General features: G+C 36.0%; 16 protein-coding genes. 12 read left to right on the forward strand and 4 right to left on the reverse strand.

Annotated elements, in window-relative coordinates; all coding sequences use genetic code 11:
• The first annotated feature begins 71 nt into the window (after positions 1–71).
• From ileS to ICJ84_RS00900, 4 genes are all read left to right on the forward strand, one after another.
• The gene (gene ileS / locus ICJ84_RS00885) at positions 72–3476 is read left to right on the forward strand and encodes an isoleucine--tRNA ligase (RefSeq protein WP_188215410.1); all 3405 of its coding nucleotides are present in this window, start codon (positions 72–74) and stop codon (positions 3474–3476) included.
• Positions 3477–3480: 4 nt separating this feature from the next.
• Positions 3481–3861: a TraR/DksA family transcriptional regulator gene (locus tag ICJ84_RS00890; RefSeq protein ID WP_188214475.1), complete on the forward strand. Its 381-nt coding sequence runs from the start codon at positions 3481–3483 to the stop codon at positions 3859–3861.
• A gap of 93 nt (positions 3862–3954) precedes the next feature.
• Complete coding sequence (locus ICJ84_RS00895) at positions 3955–4581, forward strand: lipoprotein signal peptidase (protein ID WP_188214476.1); 627 nt, start codon at positions 3955–3957, stop codon at positions 4579–4581.
• 91 nt (positions 4582–4672) lie between these two features.
• On the forward strand, positions 4673–6559 hold the full coding sequence (locus ICJ84_RS00900; RefSeq protein ID WP_188214477.1) for a hypothetical protein: 1887 nt from the start codon (positions 4673–4675) through the stop codon (positions 6557–6559).
• Here ICJ84_RS00900 and ICJ84_RS00905 read toward each other — a convergent pair.
• Genes ICJ84_RS00905 through ICJ84_RS00920 form a run of 4 tightly spaced genes read right to left on the reverse strand, consistent with a single transcriptional unit; the run spans position 6556 to position 9408 of the window.
• Entirely contained in the window at positions 6556–7119 is a 564-nt protein-coding gene (locus ICJ84_RS00905; RefSeq protein ID WP_188214478.1) for a 5-formyltetrahydrofolate cyclo-ligase, read from the reverse strand. The two genes, ICJ84_RS00900 and ICJ84_RS00905, sit on opposite strands and share 4 nt — an antisense overlap.
• Positions 7120–7128: 9 nt before the next feature.
• The gene (locus tag ICJ84_RS00910; RefSeq protein ID WP_188214479.1) at positions 7129–8103 is read right to left on the reverse strand and encodes a succinylglutamate desuccinylase/aspartoacylase family protein; all 975 of its coding nucleotides are present in this window, start codon (positions 8101–8103) and stop codon (positions 7129–7131) included.
• Between the two features lie 4 nt (positions 8104–8107).
• Entirely contained in the window at positions 8108–8986 is an 879-nt protein-coding gene (gene rimK / locus ICJ84_RS00915; RefSeq protein WP_188214480.1) for a 30S ribosomal protein S6--L-glutamate ligase, read from the reverse strand.
• Complete coding sequence (locus ICJ84_RS00920) at positions 8983–9408, reverse strand: ATP-dependent zinc protease family protein (protein WP_188214481.1); 426 nt, start codon at positions 9406–9408, stop codon at positions 8983–8985. The genes rimK and ICJ84_RS00920 overlap by 4 nt, the downstream gene beginning before the upstream one ends.
• 128 nt (positions 9409–9536) lie before the next feature.
• Between ICJ84_RS00920 and uvrC the strand changes: the two genes are divergently transcribed.
• From uvrC to pgi, 8 genes are all read left to right on the forward strand, one after another.
• Positions 9537–11330 carry an excinuclease ABC subunit UvrC gene (gene uvrC / locus ICJ84_RS00925; RefSeq protein ID WP_188214482.1) on the forward strand — a complete coding sequence of 598 codons (1794 nt, stop codon included), beginning with the start codon at positions 9537–9539 and terminating at the stop codon, positions 11328–11330.
• 6 nt (positions 11331–11336) lie between these two features.
• On the forward strand, positions 11337–13568 hold the full coding sequence (locus ICJ84_RS00930; protein ID WP_188214483.1) for a patatin-like phospholipase family protein: 2232 nt from the start codon (positions 11337–11339) through the stop codon (positions 13566–13568).
• Between the two features lie 202 nt (positions 13569–13770).
• Complete coding sequence (locus ICJ84_RS00935) at positions 13771–14928, forward strand: homogentisate 1,2-dioxygenase (RefSeq protein ID WP_188214484.1); 1158 nt, start codon at positions 13771–13773, stop codon at positions 14926–14928.
• Positions 14929–14975: 47 nt separating this feature from the next.
• Positions 14976–16136, forward strand: a complete 1161-nt coding sequence (gene hppD, locus ICJ84_RS00940) for a 4-hydroxyphenylpyruvate dioxygenase (RefSeq protein WP_188214485.1) — start codon at positions 14976–14978, stop codon at positions 16134–16136.
• A gap of 203 nt (positions 16137–16339) precedes the next feature.
• A complete protein-coding gene (locus ICJ84_RS00945; RefSeq protein ID WP_188214486.1) occupies positions 16340–17119 on the forward strand; it encodes a DUF3108 domain-containing protein in 780 nt (259 codons plus the stop codon).
• A 12-nt stretch (positions 17120–17131) separates the two neighbouring features.
• A complete protein-coding gene (locus ICJ84_RS00950; RefSeq protein WP_188214487.1) occupies positions 17132–18049 on the forward strand; it encodes a tryptophan 2,3-dioxygenase family protein in 918 nt (305 codons plus the stop codon).
• Positions 18007–19326, forward strand: a complete 1320-nt coding sequence (locus tag ICJ84_RS00955) for a peptidoglycan DD-metalloendopeptidase family protein (RefSeq protein ID WP_188214488.1) — start codon at positions 18007–18009, stop codon at positions 19324–19326. The genes ICJ84_RS00950 and ICJ84_RS00955 overlap by 43 nt, the downstream gene beginning before the upstream one ends.
• A gap of 5 nt (positions 19327–19331) precedes the next feature.
• Entirely contained in the window at positions 19332–20951 is a 1620-nt protein-coding gene (pgi, locus tag ICJ84_RS00960) for a glucose-6-phosphate isomerase (RefSeq protein ID WP_188214489.1), read from the forward strand.
• Positions 20952–20999: the final 48 nt, after the last annotated feature.

Consider the following 20999-nt stretch of genomic DNA (forward strand, 5'->3'; position numbering starts at 1 on the left):
TTTACTTGCAATCGGCACGGCTATTTTGTCAAAATTCCTTAATTTCGCTGCTCGAAATGAAAATTGATAAAATGAGCGCTAAATTCCCTGAATATAAAGGTCTTGACTTGCCAAAAGTAGCAGAAGAAATTCTTAACTATTGGCAGGAAAACAATATTTTTGAAAAGAGTATTTCTACAAGAGAAAATAACGAATCGTTTGTGTTTTTCGAAGGTCCACCTTCAGCAAACGGTCTTCCAGGAATACACCACGTTATGGCACGTGCCATTAAAGATATTTTTTGTCGTTACAAAACGCAAAAAGGATATCAGGTAAAACGTAAAGCTGGTTGGGATACCCACGGTCTTCCTGTGGAGCTAGGTGTTGAAAAGGAATTAGGAATTACTAAAGAAGATATTGGTAAAACCATTTCTGTTGAAGAGTACAATGAGGCTTGTCGTAAGGCGGTTATGCGTTACACCGATATCTGGAATGACTTAACAGAAAAAATGGGATACTGGGTAGATATGGACGATCCGTACATTACCTATAAGCCTAAATACATGGAATCTGTTTGGTGGCTACTAAAACAGATTTACAGCAAAAACTTGTTGTATAAAGGGTATACCATTCAACCATATTCTCCAAAAGCTGGTACAGGTTTAAGTTCTCATGAACTGAATCAGCCGGGAACATATCAGGATGTTACCGATACAACTATTGTAGCTCAGTTTAAAGCAAAGCAAGAATCTTTACCAGAATTTTTACAAAATGAAGGCGATATTCATTTCTTAGCCTGGACGACCACCCCTTGGACTTTACCAAGTAACACAGCGTTGACCGTTGGACCTAAAATCGAGTATGTATTAGTTGAAACATACAATCAATACACATTCGAACCGATTAAAGTGGTGTTGGCTAAAAAATTAGTGAGCTATCAGTTTGCAGGGAAGTTCAAGCAAATTGAAGATCAAATCGAGATTGCGGCTTACAAAGAAGGCGATAAAAAAATTCCATTTTACATTATTAAAGAGTTTGTTGGTAGTGCGTTAGTAGGGATTACTTACGAGCAATTATTACCATATGCCTTACCTAATGATAACCCTGAAAATGCCTTTAGAGTCATTTCTGGTGATTTCGTAACGACTGAAGATGGTACAGGTATTGTGCACACGGCGCCTACTTTTGGTGCTGATGATGCCTTGGTAGCAAAGCAAGCAACGCCTGAAGTGCCTCCAATGTTGGTAAAAGATGAAAACGGAAACTTAGTACCGTTAGTAGACTTACAAGGTAAATTCAGACCAGAAATGGGTGAATATGCCGGTAAATACGTGAAAAATGAGTACTATGCCGATGGCGAAGAACCGGAAAAATCGGTTGACGTTGAAATAGCTATTCAGTTAAAAACAGAAAATAAAGCCTTTAAGGTTGAAAAATATAAACACAGTTACCCGAACTGTTGGAGAACTGATAAACCAATTCTTTACTACCCGTTAGATTCTTGGTTTATTAAAGTTACCGATGTTAAAGAACGTATGTTCGAGCTTAACGAAACCATCAACTGGAAGCCAAAAGCCACTGGAACTGGACGTTTTGGAAACTGGTTAGCCAATGCTAACGACTGGAACTTATCGCGTTCACGTTATTGGGGTATTCCGTTGCCAATCTGGAGAACCGAAGATGGTAAGGAGGAAATTTGTATCGGGTCTGTGGAAGAATTAAAAGCTGAAATGGCTAAAGCTGTTGAAGCTGGTGTTTTAGCTAAAGATGTGTTTGTTGATTTTGAAGTAGGGAATAATTCAGAAGAGAATTATGATAAAATCGATTTACATAAAAATATTGTTGATGAAATCGTGTTAGTTTCGCCAACAGGACAGAAAATGTTCCGCGAAAGTGATCTTATCGACGTATGGTTCGATTCAGGCGCAATGCCTTATGCACAGTGGCATTACCCTTTTGAAAATAAAGAATTAATAGACAACGCAACCTCTTATCCGGCAGACTTTATTGCAGAAGGAGTAGACCAAACTCGTGGTTGGTTCTATACGCTTCATGCGATTGGTACCATGGTGTTTGATTCTGTGGCTTATAAAAATGTGGTGTCTAACGGACTGGTGTTAGATAAGAACGGACAAAAAATGTCTAAGCGTCTTGGAAATGCTGTCGATCCGTTTGAAACTTTAGGAAACTACGGTGCTGATGCGACACGTTGGTATATGATTAGCAACGCCAACCCTTGGGATAACTTAAAGTTTGATTTGGAAGGTGTAGAGGAAGTGAAGCGTAAATTCTTCGGAACTTTATATAACACGTATTCGTTCTTTACTTTGTATACGAACCTGGATAACTTCACATACGCTGAAGCTGATATTCCATTAGAAGAACGCCCAGAAATAGACCGTTGGATTCTTTCAGAATTACATACTTTAATAAAGAAAGTAGATGAATTCTACGCAGAATACGAACCAACAAGAGCGGCTCGTGCTATTTCAGATTTCACTCAGGATTACCTGAGTAACTGGTTTGTACGTTTAAGTAGAAGACGTTTCTGGAAAGGTGATTACCAAAAAGATAAGATTTCGGCGTATCAAACGTTATATACATGTATGGTAACCATCGCGAAGTTGGGTGCGCCTATTGCGCCTTTCTTTATGGATCGTTTGTATTTAGATTTAAATTCAGTAACTAAGAAGGAAGATTTTGACAGTGTTCACTTAGCAGATTTCCCGAAATTCGACGAATCGTTTGTTGATAAGTCATTAGAAAGAAAGATGGAAAGCGCTCAAACCATCTCATCTTTAGTACTTTCATTAAGAGCTAAAGAGAAGATAAAAGTGCGTCAACCACTTCAGAAAATCATGATTCCTGTCGATAGTGAAACTCAGAAAAACGAGATTTTAGCCGTGGCAGACCTGATAAAATCTGAGGTTAACGTAAAAGAGGTTGAAGTTTTAGAAGATGCATCAGATATCTTGGTGAAAACTATAAAACCAAATTTTAAAGTGTTAGGCCCTAGATTTGGAAAAGACATGAAAGCTGTGGCTCAGTTAGTTAATAACTTTACTGCAGATGATATCAAAAAAATAGACCAAAATGGTATTTTAGACGTAGATATCAATGGAAAAAGTATTACTTTAGAGCGAGGAGATGTAGAGATAACATCTCAGGATATTGAAGGATGGTTAGTTGCAAACGAAGGTACTTTAACAGTAGCATTAGATGTAGCGATAACCGACGATTTAAGAAAAGAGGGTATTGCAAGAGAGCTGATTAATCGTATTCAGAATTTAAGAAAAGATTCAGGCTTCGAGCTTACCGATAGAATAGACGTAATCCTTCAAAAAGACGAGCAAGTGGCTAATGCGGTTGATGCAAATATGGCATATATTAAAGCAGAAACGTTAGCTAATGGACTCGAAATAATTGATGAATTAGAAAACGGTATAGATGTTGTATTTGATGATGTAAATACCAAATTGTTTATACAAAAGCATTAAAGTTATGAGTTTAGATTTAAATGTTAGATATTCTGACAAGGATTTAGCCGAGTTCAAAGAACTTATTCAAGAGAAGATTGTTAAAGCACAGCATGATTTAGAGCTTATTAAAAGTGCGTATATGAATGACCATACTAATGGAACTGAAGATACGTCTCCTACTTTTAAAGCCTTTGACGAAGGTAGTGAAGTCATGAGTAAAGAATCGAATTCAGCTTTGGCTATCCGACAAGAAAAATTTATTCGCGACTTAAAAAATGCACTTATTAGAATTGAAAACAAAACATACGGGGTATGTCGCGTTACTGGTAAGTTAATTAATAAAGAGCGTTTAAAATTAGTGCCGCATGCAACTTTAAGCATCGAAGCTAAAAACATGCAATAAATCTTAACGTGTACAATATTAACGTCCCGGTATCATTGTCGGGGCGTTTTGTTTTTATAGAGGCTGGCCTCTAAAGTAATTGCTGAACTATTTATGTCCTTAAAAAAATCAATAGTCTTAATTTTTATAATTCTACTTATCGATCAGGTGAGTAAGATTTACATTAAAACACATTTTAAATTACAGGAGAATATTGAAATTTTTAGTTGGTTTCAAATCTATTTTATTGAAAACGACGGCATGGCCTGGGGCACAAAAATCAGCGATTTTACTTCATTTATTTCAGAACGTACAGCTAAAATAGCCTTGACGATTTTTAGAATTGTAGCCATTTTTGGAATTGGTTACTGGTTGTACGATGCGACCAAAAAACAAAGTTCTAAAATCCTAATTCTGGCGATTACCTTAATTTTTGCCGGCGCCTTAGGAAATATTATCGATTCGGTATTTTACGGTGTTTTATTTGATGATAGTTTTAATCAGGTTGCTCAGTTTTTACCCGAAGCAGGTGGTTATGATACCTTGTTGCATGGTAAGGTGGTCGATATGCTTTATTTTCCATTGTTTTCTGTCGATTTACCTGAATGGTTTCCCATTTCAGCAGGGAAACGCTTTAATTTCTTCGAACCCGTATTCAATATTGCCGATGTGGCTATAAGTACTGGTTTCATCATGCTTATCGTTTTTAACAAAAAAGCGTTCCCTAAAAACAATAAATAAGCTAAAAATACGTACATATACGTATTTATAAAGTTAAAGAGTTTTTTAACTTTATAAATTAATTAATCCAATTTTATAATCTCTCAACTAAATGAAAGGAAAATCCCTCCTCTTTCTATCATTATTGCTATTATCATGTTTCAATGTTTTCTCTCAACACACTTACGACATTGTTTTTCCTGGCAGCGATAGAGACCAAAAATGTAAAACGTGTTTCGATGCGTTCAGACAAAAACCTAAAGAAGTAAAATTTTCAATCAAGCGCGATGGCGCTAAACTGTTTTTTGAAGTTAACGACAAAGATTGGTTTAATACCTTATTTGTAAATTCTGGCGATGGTTTGGCGGTCGATATTGTTTTAAAAGACCGTTATGCCTGCGATCAGGAAGCCATAGAAAATACTCAGTTTCGAGGTTTTCTATTAAAACCTGTCTATGCGCACGCCTTAAAAAGCGGATTAAAAGGAACTTCACAAGACCGTTTTAGTGTGTATATTGGAAATATTCCGGAAGGATTGCTTAACGATGAAATGGAATTCAATATTCTGTTTTTAAGCAATAAGAATCTTTGCCAGTATTATGTAATTTATGATTTGGAATCTTATGCTTGGGATTTACTCGATATGGGAATGTATCTCGACGATTTAACTTATGATACTAAAAAGATTGAATCGGAAACAGGAGAAACCTATGTAGTGAGTAATAAAACCATGAAGTTTATTATTCCGTTTCAAAAAAATAAATCGAATTATTCGCAGGCCGATATTAAACCGATTTACGATTCTTTAAGGTTAACGGATTTCAATATTAAAACTATTGATATCAAAGCATATTCATCAATTGAAGGTATACCGCAACGTAATATCGAATTACAGCAATTACGTGCTAATAGTATTGTTGCTGCTTTGCAAACTTTTCAAACGTCTACTATTAAAACTAATGTAACAGCATCAGAAAACTGGGTAGAGTTTTTTAACGATATTAAAGGAACGAAGTATAATAATCTGTCTAATTTAACGAAAAGCGAAGTGCGTTCAAGGATTGAAGGTGCTGTGTCCAGAGAGCTAGAGCCAATTTTGAAAAATCACAGAAAGGCGGTTATAGAAATGGAACTGGAGAAGAAAGATAAACACAATTCAGAGACGGCAGAGCAGCTATTGGTAAAGTTTAATGAAGCCGTTGCAGGTGGTGATTTAGAAGAAGTTAAAGAGCTTCAAAATTCCATTTTTGAGAAAGTAAAATCTAAAGAGGCGTCACCCGATATTCTGGATAAGATGCAAATTCCACTTCAGGATAAGTTTGTGAAGATATTCAATAAGAATTCGGCGTTTAAATATATGACCGATTTCAGAGAAGCTTTAATTGTGTATAACGAACTTCAGCAATTGGAAAAACTCGCGCCTAAAGATGCCGGAATTAAATATAACATTGCTGCTGTAAAAATTAAATTATGGCGATTTAATGCGATTGATATTGATGACATTGCTCTAAAGAATGAAATTAATGCCTTGAAAAATTACGGTATTGGTAGTGGATTAATAGCCCGAATGCTGGTGAATTACCATATTATTAAAGCTGAAAATGATATGAGTGCTAGAAACTATGCGATTAAGGATAAGGCGGTTGAATATATTAACAGTAACTATAAGAAATTCCCGTTGTCGGATTACGATTATTTAAGTTTGGCGCAATTTTTTAGCTTTTATGCCAATACCGATTTGGCGGTGGAGTTGTTAGATAGAAAAGCTAGAAGTATTGATATCGATGAAGATTTATTGTTCTACTATTTAAATTTAACTTTGATTAATCCGGAGTTGACCAAGGATTCAGATTACAGAACCGTATTACTTAATGCATCTAATATGAATCAAAAGCGTTTTTGTGAACTGTTCAACGCCGTTGAAAAAGGCGGTGTAACATTTCAGTTGTTAGAAGATGAATACCTGCGGAAAAACTACTGCGAAAGTTGCAATAACTAAAAGGTATATATCGCTTTAGGGGTAACGCAATAATCGAGTTTTACATCGTTCTCGTGAGCGTCTTCAATATGCTCTTCGGCATCAAAAAAAGAGAGTCCTATTTTTATGGTTTCGGGTTTACAATCGCTTAAAAAACGGTCGTAAAACCCTTTGCCATAACCAACACGATGGCCTTGTTTGTCGAAAGCCAGTAGGGGGATAAATACTACGTCGATTTTATGGTTTGCGATTTCAATACCGTCAACAGGTTCAGGAATGTTGTAGCTGTTCTTTCTAATAAGTGTGCTGTCAGTTAGGAGATAATTTGTCATGCTTCCCGATTTAAAATCACTTTTAGATACTACAATATGTTTGTCTTTTCCAGATAGAATATTCAAAATGAAATCGGTATCGATTTCTTTGTACTCAGCTATAGAGAGGAAAATATGGTAAAACGACAAATCCCAAATAGGAAGTTTTAAAAGTCGGTTTGCGATTTCTAAACTTAAGTCTTCAATATCATTTATCGATAAATTGTTGCGTAGTAATTTGTAGGTTTTTCGCAGATCCGATTTAAGCATGGCTGTTTTTTAACGTTTTAATTTTTTTGAAATATGAAACAGGGCATCCCCTTGGTATACAATAGGAGCTTCGTTAACATTAATAATATAACCTGAATTTGTGGCTTTTACTTCGTGGTTTAATTTCCCGTAAGGGTCTGTAATATGACCTAAAACGTCCCCTTTCTTTACAGCAACACCAATAGGAATTGTAGCTCTGAACATTCCTGAAAAATGTGCACGAATCCATCGGCTTTCGTTAATAAAAACGGTTTCCTTTTTGGGTTTAGAGGATTTCGATTTAATATTCAGCATTCCAAAATGACTCAAGATGCGTTTAGAACCACTAACACCAGCATTGGTTACCGCTTCGTCGATGTGAAACGATTTTCCGCCTTCAAAAAGTAACATGGGTTTCCCTAGTTTGTAACAGGTATTTCTGAACGATTTGTTTAGGTTTTTGGAGTATAACACGAAGGGTGCGCCAAATATTTTAGCCAAATCGTTGAGTTGCTTGTGTTCTTTTACAATGCGAATTTGCGGCGCATTAAATCGGCCGGAACCACCCGTATGAAAGTCGATAATATAATCGACATAAGGAATAATTTCGTTAATGAGTTTATGTGCCACTCTACTGGCCAGTGAACCATCGGCCGTTCCGGGGAAGACACGATTTAAATCACGGCCATCTGGGAATTCGCGTTTTAAGTTGATGAATCCGAAAATGTTAATTACCGGAATACAAATAATCGTGCCGCATTTGGGTTTGTTGAGCCCTTTGGCAATAAGTTGCCTGACAATTTCAACACCGTTAACTTCATCACCATGAATGCCTGCCGTGAATAAAACAACAGGCCCTGGTTTTTTAGCACGCTCTATGATAACAGGAACATTAACCGGAGATGAAGTATGCAGGTTGGCCACATCAAAATTAACTTCTTTGCTTTCACCCGGTAAAATTCGGGTATCAAGAATAGTTAAAATATCCGGTTTATTGGTGTTCATAGACTTAGCGACGTGTATTTCTTTCTATATAAGTGATGATATTTTTTGCAATATTTTTTCCAGTAGCCGCTTCAATACCTTCTAATCCGGGAGTTGAATTCACTTCTAAAAGTAACGGTCCGCGAGCCGATTGCAGCATATCTACACCACAAACAGGAAGCTTAAGTACTTTTGAGGCATTCATTGCCAGACGCAATTCAGCTTCATTTAATTTAATAATATTTGCCGAACCCCCACGGTGTAAGTTAGAGCGGAATTCACCTTCTTTACCCTGGCGTTTCATCGCGCCAACCACTTGTCCGTCTACAATTAAAGCTCGTAAATCGGCGCCTTTGGCTTCCTTTATAAATTCCTGGACAATTACTCGAGCTTCTAACCCGTTAAAGGCCTCTAAAACCGATTCGGCGGCATTTTTAGTTTCGGCTAATACCACACCTAAACCTTGGGTGCCTTCCAATAGTTTAATAATTACAGGTACCCCGCCAACATGTTCTATAACTTCTTCAACATCGCGAGAATAGTTAGTGAAAACGGTTTTGGGCATGCCAATTCCGGCTTTACTCAAGCGTTGTAAGCTTCGCAGTTTATCACGTGAACGCTGAATAGCATCTGATGTGGCAATGGTAAATACACCCATCATTTCAAACTGTCGCACTACGGCGCAACCGTAAAACGTGATGGAGGCTCCAATTCGCGGAATGACCGCATCGACATAATCTAAATAACGGTCTTTATAAAATATGGTGGGTTTTTCCTTTTCAATAATGATGTCGCATTTTAAAGGGTCGATAATTTCAATGTTATGACCTCTTTTTTCGCCTTCTTCAATAAGTCTTTCTGTTGAGTATAGATTAGGATTTCTAGAAAGAATAACTATGTTCATTTGTTTTTATAATTATAGGAAACATTTTCTAAATCTACATCAACTAAAAATTTGCGTTTTAAAAATTGTCTTCCAATTAATACGGGGAATCTCATGTCGTCGCGTGTGCTTAAAGTTAAGTTAATCTTATATGTTTTCCCAAAAAAGATTACTTCAGATTTAATTTTATATCTGTTTTCCTTAAAGCCATTGCTGCTTTTTACGTTAGTTCGTGAATACTCGTCGAATACGATTTCGGTTTTTCCGAAGTTCTCATGGACATCACTATGAAACGTAACTTTAAGTGTTTTGTTCTCTTCAACAATCTCAGAACAATGAATTGCAGAGGTATAGGCGCCCGTATCAACCTTAACATTGATATCGAATAAGCCCAATTTAGGGAAGCTAATAATGTCTGCCCTGCCTATAATTTTTTTGCTCATCTGGTGTTTTTAAATATGGGCGCAATGTACCAAAATAGTTAATTGAAAAATGATTTACCCATAAAAGTTTGACAGATTTAATATAGTGAATTTTATCAATAAAAAATTAAATAATTACCTTTGAATTGATGGATAAACCTGCTCTAGAAATACAATTAAAAACCCTGCCAAATCAGCCCGGGGTTTACCAGTATTACGATGCTAACGGAACCATTATTTACGTAGGTAAAGCCAAGGATTTAAAGAAACGTGTAAGTTCGTATTTTACCAAAACGCATGATAATGGCAAAACACGAGTACTGGTAAAAAAGATAGCAAGCATTAAACATATTGTTGTAGAAACCGAAACCGATGCATTGTTGTTGGAAAACAATTTAATTAAAAAGTATCAGCCAAGGTATAATGTGATGTTGAAAGATGATAAATCCTATCCCTGGATTTGTATTAAAAAAGAGCGGTTCCCTAGAGTATTTTCAACCCGTCGCGTGTTTAAAGATGGTAGTGAATATTTTGGGCCGTATACGAGCATGAAAACAGTCTCTACATTACTGGATTTAATAAAAGGATTGTACTCGTTACGTACTTGTAATTACGATTTGTCGGAAGAAAAAATAGATGCGGGTAAGTATAAAGTGTGTTTGGAATACCATTTAGGAAACTGTAAAGGACCTTGTGAAGGTTACGAAAGCGAAGAAGTTTACCGCGAACATATTCAGGACATCAAGGAAATTTTAAAAGGAAATTTTAAAGATTCTCTCAATCAGTTTCGAGTTCAGATGAATGCCTATGCCGCCGAAATGCAGTTTGAAGAAGCGCAACGTATCAAAGAAAAAATAGAAGTTTTAGAAAATTATCAGGCGAAGTCTACCATCGTGAATCCAAAAATCAGCAATGTAGATGTGTTTTCCATTGTGAGTGACGAGGGCTATGGTTATGTCAATTTTTTGCAAATATCTTACGGATCAATTATTCGTTCGCATACGCTGGAAATTAAGAAGAAACTGGATGAAAGCGATTTAGAATTGCTTGAATTAGCCATAACGGAAATCAGACAGCGTTTCAATTCAAAATCCAGAGAAATCTACGTGCCTTTTCAAGTCGATTTAGGTGAAGACATAAAAGTTACCATTCCGAAACTTGGGGATAAAAAACATATTCTTGATTTATCCGTCCGAAATGCGAAATATTATCGCATGGAACGTTTCAAACAAATTAAAATTACAGATCCGGACAGGCATGCCAACAGAATCATGGCGCAAATGAAAGCTGATTTACGTTTACATGAAGAACCACGACATATAGAATGTTTCGATAACTCGAACATTCAGGGAACCAATCCTGTGGCAGCTTGTGTTGTCTTTAAAAACGGAAAGCCGAGCAAGAAGGACTATCGCCATTTTAATATCAAAACAGTTGAAGGCCCTGACGATTTTGCGTCAATGGAAGAAGTTGTGTATCGTCGCTATAAGCGTTTGTTAGATGAAGATCAACCTTTGCCACAACTCATAATTATCGATGGAGGTAAAGGGCAGCTAGGTTCGGCTTTGAAAAGTCTGGACGTTTTAGGTTTAAGAGGGAAAATAGCCATAATTGGTATTGCAAAACGTTTGGAAGAACTATTTTACCCAGGCGATCCTATTCCCTTATATCTCGATAAAAAGAGTGAAAGTTTAAAAGTTATTCAGCAGTTACGTAACGAAGCTCATCGTTTCGGAATTGAACATCACCGTAACCGCCGTAGTAAAAATGCTTTAAATACAGAACTTGAAACTATTTCTGGGATAGGTGAAAAAACAATCGTAGATTTATTAAAGCATTTCAAATCGGTAAAACGCGTTGCTAATGCCAAGCTTGATGAGCTGGAAGCTGTAGTAGGAACTTCAAGAGCCGAAAAAATTTATAACTATTACCATAATAATTAGTTTAATATGAGATCCATTTTAATAGTATGTTTTCTTTTTTGTTGTTTTGCAGGATTTTCGCAAGACCTGCAAAAGGAAGATTTTAAAGTGGGACTTGTACTTAGTGGTGGTGGCGCGAAAGGCTTGGCGCATATTGGTGTTTTAAAGGTTTTAGATAGTTTAGGCGTTAAAGTTGATTATATTGCCGGGACCAGCATGGGTGCTGTGGTTGGTGGATTATATGCTTCCGGTTATACCGGAAAACAATTGGATTCTGTTTTTAGAGAAATAGATTTCGATAAATTAATTAATGACGATATTCCAAGATCCTCGAAGGCATTTTTTGAACGAAATAATTCTGAAAAGTACGCGGTAACCTTACCGTTTGAGAATTTAAAAATAAAATTACCATCAGCCTTGTCGCGAGGACAAAACACCTATAATCTGATAGCGAAGTTGACCTTACATGCTAATGAAACTGAAGATTTCTCTAGGCTGCCAATTCCGTTTTTCTGTATCGCAACCAATGTAGAAACTGGTCAGCAAGTGGTTTTAGATCAGGGGAATCTGGCGCAGTCAGTGATGGCTAGTGCAGCGTTACCTTCGTTGTTTCAACCAGTAACCAGAAATAATAAGGTGCTCATAGATGGGGGTGTTGTAAATAATTATCCTATTGATGAGTTGCGCGCAAAGGGTATGGATGTCATTATTGGTGTAGATGTCCAGGATGGCCTGGCAACCAGAGAAGAGCTGTCTTCGGCTTTAGATATTTTGCTTCAAATCAATAATTTCCGAACTATTAACGATATGAAGTTGAAGGGAAAAAAGACAGATGTTTATATAAAACCGGATATAAAGGAATATACGGTCGTGTCGTTTGATGAAGGCAGTAGTATTATTGAAAATGGGGTTCAGGCGGCTTTGGCTAAAGAAGCAGATTTAAAAAAACTGGTGAAATCAACAAATGTTCCACATGGTTCAAAAGTGAAAATTTCAGCCCAGGATTCAATAGCTATTAAAAGTATTGTCGTAAGAGGAAATGATAAATATACCAGGGCTTATGTACTTGGAAAACTGAAATTAAAAAATAATGAAACGGTAAGTTATGCCAAGTTTAATCAAGGAATCAACAATTTAATAGCTACTAATAATTTTGATTCTTTTGAATACAAACTAAAAAAACGTCCGGGAACCAATGGGTATGATTTGGTGACTTACCTTCAGGAGACCAAAGCGACGACTTTTTTAAAACTTGGGTTGCATTACGATGAATTGTATAAAAGTGCCGCCTTAATTAATTTAACTAAAAAGCGATTGTTTTTCGATAACGATCTGGCTTCTTTTGATTTTATTTTAGGAGATAACGTGCGTTATAATTTTGAGTATTTTATCGACAAGGGATTTTACTGGAGTATAGGAGTGAAGTCACGATTCAATCAATTTAATAAGAGTATCAATGCTCAATTGTTGTTGGATAATGAATTTATTGTTGAGCAGGATTTGAATAAAATTGAAACAAGTCTGGAAGATCAAACAAATCAAATTTATGTACAAACGTTATTCAGAAAAGATTTTGCGTTGAGTATGGGGATGGAGCATAAGAGGTTGGAAATGAAGTCAGAAACCTTGTTAGTCGATAATCAGCAAAGAGAAGCCGTTTTTGAAAGCACCGATTATTTGAGTGTGTTTGGTAAACTTAAATTGGATACTTATGATAACAAATACTTTCCGAAACGAGGATTGTATTTTGATGGCGATTTGCATATGTATTTGTGGGCTTCGAGTTTTAATGAAGATTTCGATGATTTTACTATAGCAAAGGCTGATATGGGCTATGCTTTTAGTGTTTCTAATAAACTTGCGTTTAATATTCAGTCTAGTGGAGGGTTTAAAGTAGGTGATAAGTCAACTAATTCCTTAGACTTTGCTTTGGGAGGCTATGGGAACAATTTCATTAATAATCTATCACCATTTTTAGGGTATGATTTTATTGAATTAACTGGTAATAGTTTTGTTAAGGCGACTTTTACTGCAAACTATGAGGTGTTTAAAAAGCATTACATTAGTTTGGAAGGGAACTTCGCGAACATAGAGGACGATATTTTTGACACCGGTGAATGGTTTACTTTGCCCGATTATAGCGGCTATGCCTTGGGTTATTCTGTCGATACTTTTTTGGGGCCTATTCAGGTGAAATACAGTTACTCTCCAGAATTAAAACACAGCAAATGGTATTTTAATGTTGGTTTTTGGTTTTAAAACTGGTAAATAGTTATTTTTTCTATCTTTTTTTTGCGATATTTGTAAAGCTATGCAGATATTTTGGCAAGACTTATTACTGTTTCTACACTTCCTCATCAAGAGAAATCCTGAGTGAGCGAGAGGTTGTGTCTCTGTGTTCATGTAAAGTTTAATTAATAAACTTACATCTTTTCAATTTTTAATTATAAACTTATAAAAAATGCCTTTTTATCATAAATTAGGAAGCATTCCGCATAAGCGTCACACGCAATTTAGAAAGCCGGATGGTTCTTTATATTACGAGCAATTGTTTGGTACTATTGGTTTCGACGGAATGTCTACAAATAGTTATCACGAACAGCGTCCAACGCAGGTGAAAGCGATTAAAAAGCAATACAGTGTTGCTCCTAAAATTGCTAAATCTAATAATATTCAATCCTACCGTTTTAGAGGTTTTCAAGTAAAACCCGAAATGGATTATCTTGAAAGTCGGAAAACTGTTTTAGTTAATAACGATTGTGCCATTATTTTGGCAGCTCCACAACAATCAACCAAAGACTATTTTTATAAAAATACTGATGCCGATGAGCTGATTTTTATTCATAAAGGTTCAGGAAAACTAAGAACCATGTTGGGAAATCTCGATTTCAAGTATGGTGATTATTTATTGATTCCAAGAGGAATCATTTATAAAATGGATTTTGATACTGAAGATAATCGTTTATTTATTGTCGAATCACACCGACCAATTTATACGCCAAAACGCTATAGAAACTGGTTTGGACAATTATTAGAGCATTCACCATTTTGTGAGCGCGATATCAGGCGTCCTGAAGAACTGGAAACGTATAATGAAACCGGCGACTTTTTAATGAAAGTGAAAAAACAGGGAGAGATTATAGAAATGGTTTATGCCACACATCCGTTCGATGTGGTTGGTTATGACGGATATAATTATCCGTATGCCTTTTCTATTCATGATTTCGAACCTATTACTGGTCGTGTACATCAACCACCACCAGTGCACCAAACCTTTGAGACCGATGCTTTTGTAGTGTGTAGTTTTGTGCCACGACTGTACGATTACCATCCGCAGGCTATTCCAGCCCCTTATAATCACAGTAATATTGACAGCGATGAGGTGTTGTATTATGTTGATGGCGATTTTATGAGTCGAAACGATATTGAAGCTGGCCATATTTCGTTACACCCAGCGGGTATACCGCATGGTCCGCATCCGGGAGCTACAGAACGCAGTATTGGTAAATCTGAAACTGAAGAGTTGGCTGTAATGGTTGATACTTTTAAGCCTTTGATGGTTACCGAGGAAGCTATGAAAATAGCCGATGAAGATTATTATAAATCCTGGTTAGAATAGAGATAACCAAAACTAAATTAAACGCATAAATTGTAAAGATTAAAACAATGAGCAAAGACATCAAATCCGTAGATTACGGTTTAGAAAAAATATTTAAAGGGGCAAAAGACTTCCTTCCGCTTCTTGGAACAGATTACGTAGAATTTTATGTGGGTAATGCCAAACAGGCCGCTCACTTTTACAAGACGGCTTTCGGGTTTCAGTCATATGCCTACAAAGGGTTAGAAACCGGATCGAGAGAAACCGTAAGTTATGTTTTAAAACAAGATAAAATCAAGTTGGTGCTAACCACACCTCTAAATAGCAAATCACCAATAAACGACCATATTGTAAAGCATGGTGATGGTGTGAAAGTGGTAGCGCTTTGGGTAGAAGATGCTAGAAAAGCTTATGAAGAAACGACTAGTAGAGGTGCTAAATCATATATGGAACCAACGGTTGAAACCGATGAACATGGCGAAGTGGTGCGTTCTGGAATTTATACCTATGGCGAAACAGTTCATATGTTTGTTGAGCGTAAAAATTATAATGGGACTTTTATGCCGGGATTCCGCGAATGGAAATCAGAATATAATCCAGAACCGGTAGGATTAAAGTACATCGATCATATGGTAGGTAATGTGGGCTGGAATCAAATGAATACTTGGGTAAAGTGGTACGAAGATGTTATGGGGTTTGAAAACTTCCTGTCATTTGACGATAAACAAATTCATACAGAATATTCGGCGTTAATGAGCAAGGTAATGAGTAACGGTAACGGTCGGATTAAATTTCCGATTAATGAACCTGCCGAAGGCAAGAAAAAATCACAAATTGAGGAGTATTTAGATTTTTACGAAGGTGCCGGTGTACAACATATAGCTGTGGCGACTGATGATATCATAAGTACAGTTTCCAGTTTAAGAGCTAGAGGTGTCGAGTTCTTATCAACGCCTCCCGAAGCTTATTATCAGGCAGTACCAGAGCGTTTACAGGCGCATGACCATGAGTTAAGAGAAGATATTGAAACCTTGAAACGTTTAGGGATCATGATTGACGCCGATGAAGAAGGATATTTGTTACAGATTTTTACCAAGCCGGTTGAAGACAGACCAACACTGTTTTTCGAAATCATTCAGCGTATGGGCGCTAAAGGATTCGGAGCAGGAAATTTTAAAGCCTTATTCGAATCTATAGAGAGAGAACAGGCCAACAGAGGGACGCTTTAATTATAATTTTAAGTTTGATGAAAAAGCTATCATTTATTTGATAGCTTTTTTTATGTTTTCATGTAACAATTTAACCTAAAGCTCTTCTTAAATTCACAGGGGGTACAACTAATTTTTATATTTTTGGAATAGTAATTGTAATTCCCTAATTAAAAAACAATAAAACTGTCGTTAGAAAGTTAAATTACATGCACCCGAATCTCATGAAAAAAATTCTACTCATATTATCAGTCATTTTAACAACACCGTTATCACAAGCACAGCAGGAATCCTCTTTTGGTGATGGTGAATGGTTTAAATTTAAAATGAGTTATAGTGGATTTTTAAAGGCAGGAAACGCCACACTTACGGTTAAGGATACTAAATTAGATGGAAAAGACGTGTATCATGTGGTAGGAAAGGGCTGGACAACCGGAATGATAAAATGGTTTTTTCGGGTTGAAGATTTGTATGAAAGTTATTTCGATAAGCAAGCCATTAAACCATATAAGTTTATTCGTAAAATAGATGAAGGTGGGCATATTAAAGACATTGAAATTAATTTTGATCAAACTGCGAATAAGGCGCATGTTTTCAATAAAAGACACAATACAAAACGGGTATTTGATACGCCAGTAAATGTTCAGGATATGGTATCAACTTATTATTATTTGCGTGATAATATTGATATCAAATCGTTAAAAGTAGGACAGGAAATTAGAACCGATATGTTTTTCGATGAAGAAAACTACGGTTTTAAATTAAAGTACTTAGGAGAAGAAACTATTGAAACTGATTTTGGTAGAGTACGCTCGTTAAAATTCAGGCCTTATGTAATGGCAGGTCGAGTGTTTAAAGAGGAAGAAAGTTTAACCCTTTGGGTTTCAAAAGATAAAAATAAAGTACCTTTGCGAATCAAGGCAGACTTAGCTGTAGGGTCTTTACGGGCAGATTTGGAAGCGTATAAAGGTTTAAAGCATTCATTTAAAATTATTGTAGATTAATAAGAAAGCAATTTGAAATCAAAAATCACCAAAGAACTTAAAGAAAAATATGAAGCTATAGACCAGGATGTCGAAGATTATCTGGAAGGTTTATTGCAGAGTAAGCCTTTAAATTATTGGGATTATATACAAACTGATGCTTTGCTGAATCTTCAGGTGCAGCGTACTACTTTTAAGGATGAAATGGTGTTTATCATGTATCATCAGGTCAACGAATTGTTGTTCAAGATGATACTGTGGGAAATCGATCAGGTGGCAAAAACCAAAAAGGTTGAAGCTGATTTCTATACCACTAAAATCATGCGCATAAGTCGGTATTTCGATATGCTTACTTCGTCTTTCAGCATTATGAAAGACGGCATGGATATAGAACAATACAATCAGTTTAGAAAAACTTTAACGCCGGCCAGCGGTTTTCAAAGTGCGCAATACCGAAAAATTGAGTTTGCTTCTACCGAATTAATCAATTTGATTGATAAGCGTTTTAGAGATACTATCGACAGAAACTCGTCTTATGAGAATGCTTTCGAACATTTGTATTGGCAAGCCGCAGGGAAAGACTATAAAACAGGTAAAAAGAGTTATACTTTAACAGTTTTTGAAGAAAAATACAAAGACGAATTCATTAGATTTACCAAATTTTATTTTAAAAACAATTTATACGCGAAATACAAGGCGCTTCCAAAAGAAGCGCGTGAAAATGAAGCGTTAATAAAAGCTATGCGTCATTACGATTATACCGTTAATATTAAATGGGTTATGGCGCATTATAATACAGCAAATCATTATTTAAATATTGGCGGAAAGACCGCCGAAGCAACAGGAGGAAGTGAATGGGTAAAATACATGCACCCGAAATATCAAAAGAGAATATTTTTTCCGGAGTTATGGACAGAGAAAGAAAAAGAAAATTGGGGAACAGATATTTAACAATTATACCGCTATTAGCCTTAGGGTTTTTAAGCTGTAAAGACAAAGAAAAAGAAGTAGTAGTAGACAAACCTGAATTAGCCATAGTTGAGCCAAAGGAGCACATTGAATTCGGATTTAATTTAGACGATTATGTGGTTAAAAGAGATACGGTAAAAGGGGGAGAGAGTTTTGGACAGATTTTAGAACGAAACAAAATAGGCTATCCTCAAATTTTTCATATTGCTGAAGCAGCCAAGGAAACTTACGATATCGCACGTTATTTACAAAAAGGAAGACCTTACACATTATTATGCTCTAAAGACTCTTTAGAAATTCCAGAGAAATTTATTTACCAGCCCAATGTAGAAGAGTATGTTGTGGTGAGTTTTAAAGATTCTATTCATGCGTATTCGAGCAGAAAACCAATAAAGTATGTCGAAAAGATATATACAGGCGTTATTAATAGTAATATTTCTCAAACTTTAGACGATGATGGTTTAAGTTTGGTTTTAGCTTATAAAATGTCTGATATCTATGCCTGGACCATCGATTTTACAAGGCTTCAAAAAGGTGATCGTTTTAAAGTGATTTACACCGATAAATATATTGATGATACCATTTATGCTGGAATAAACAGAATTAAGGCAGCTTATTTTGAGCATAATAACGAACCGTTCTATGCTTTCAGGTTTAAAACGGATAGTGTTAAAGGTTTAACCGATTTCTATAATGAAGAAGCAAAAACGCTGCGTAGGGCTTTCCTAAAAGCGCCTGTGGAGTATAAGCGAATTTCTTCGCGTTATAACTTAAACCGAAGAATTGCTTTGTATGGCAATAAAGTGCGTCCGCACAAAGGAACCGATTTTGCTGCTAATATTGGAACACCAATTGTGGCTACAGCCAATGGCAAAGTAACGAAGTCAAGTTACACAGGAGGTAATGGAAATTATGTAAAAATAAGGCATAACAGTACGTATGAAACACAGTATTTGCATATGCAAAAACGCAATGTGAAACCGGGCGATTATGTGAAACAGGGTGATGTGATTGGTTGGGTTGGAATGACTGGAAATACTTCAGGGCCGCACGTGTGTTACCGCTTTTGGAAAAATGGCGTACAGGTCGATCCGTTTAAGCAAAAATTACCGGAAGCCGAGCCTATTGCCGACAGTTTAAAAACAGAATTTTTAGAGTTTATAAAACCAATAAAGTATCAACTCGATAATACAAACTTTAAACCTCAAAAAAGTGAGGTTGACGAACCAGCACAAACTGTAATTACACAAGCAACTTAATAGTTATGGCATTACCAAACATTAATCCAACCGAAACTACATCTTGGAAAAAACTTCAAGAACACTTTAAAACCATTAGTGATGTACACATGAAAGATTTGTTTGCTCAGGATGAAGAGCGCGCAAATAAATTCACTATTAAATGGGATGATTTTTATGTAGATTATTCAAAAAACAGAATAACCGAAGAAACCCTAAAGTATTTGTTAGAGTTAGCCGATGAGGTAAAATTAAAAGAAGCTATAAACAGTCAGTTTTCAGGTGAAATTATTAATCAAACCGAAGGTCGTGCGGTATTGCACATGGCACTTCGCGCATCAGAATCTGCCGATTTTAAGGTAGACGGGGTTAATGTGATGTCTGAAATATATGAAGTAAAGAAAAAGATTGAAAAGTTTACCAACGAAGTTGTAAACGGACACAGAACAGGGTACACCGGAAAAACCTTTACCGATATTGTAAATATTGGTATTGGCGGATCAGATTTAGGACCTGCCATGGTTGTAGACTCACTACAGTACTATAAAAATCACTTAACCACACATTTCGTAAGTAATGTAGATGGCGATCATGTTAATGAAGTGATTAAAAAACTAAATTCGGAAACTACACTTTTTGTTATTGTTTCTAAAACATTCACAACTCAGGAAACACTTTCAAATGCGAATACTATAAAATCCTGGTTTTTAAAATCAGCCGAAGAATCAGCTATTGCAGATCATTTTGTTGCAGTGTCGACCAATATAGCTAATGTAAAAGCTTTTGGTATTGACGAGAATAATATTTTCCCAATGTGGGATTGGGTTGGTGGCCGTTTTTCATTGTGGAGTGCGGTAGGGTTGTCGATTAGTTTATCTATCGGATATAACAATTTTGAAAACCTGTTGAAAGGCGCTCATAAAATGGATGAGCATTTTAAAAATGAAGATTTCAGTCAAAATATCCCGGTAGTTTTAGCTTTAATTAGTGTTTGGTATAACAACTTCTTTAAAGCCGAAAGTGAAGCGATTATTCCGTATTCACAGTACTTAAATCAGTTTGCGACCTATTTGCAACAGGGTATTATGGAAAGTAACGGAAAAAGTATCGATAGAAACGGAAACTCTATCGATTACCAAACCGGAACGATTATCTGGGGAGAACCGGGAACCAATGCGCAGCATGCCTTTTTTCAGTTAATTCACCAAGGAACTAAATTAATTCCTGCCGATTTTATAGGTTTTGCGCAATCGTTACACAATAATAAAGATCATCAGGATAAATTAATGTCTAACTTTTTTGCACAAACCGAAGCTTTATTGAATGGAAAAACAAAAGCAGAAGTTTTAGCTGAAGGAACCGCCGAAAGTTTAGTACCCTTTAAGGTATTTGAGGGTAATAAACCAACCAATACCATCTTTATTAACAGGTTGTCACCAGAAAGTTTAGGAAAGTTAATCGCCATGTACGAGCATAAAATATTTGTTCAGGGTATTATCTGGAATATTTTTAGCTACGATCAGTTTGGGGTAGAATTAGGTAAACAATTAGCAAACAAAATTTTACATGAATTTAACAATAACGCGGATTCAGCACATGATTCCTCAACTCAAAATTTGTTAAATTATTATAAAGGAATGTTGTAAAACACAGAGATATTCTTATAAAAAGTTAAAAAACGCATCATTATATTT

The organism is Aestuariibaculum suncheonense (genome assembly GCF_014596935.1).
Classification (GTDB): domain Bacteria; phylum Bacteroidota; class Bacteroidia; order Flavobacteriales; family Flavobacteriaceae; genus Aestuariibaculum; species Aestuariibaculum suncheonense.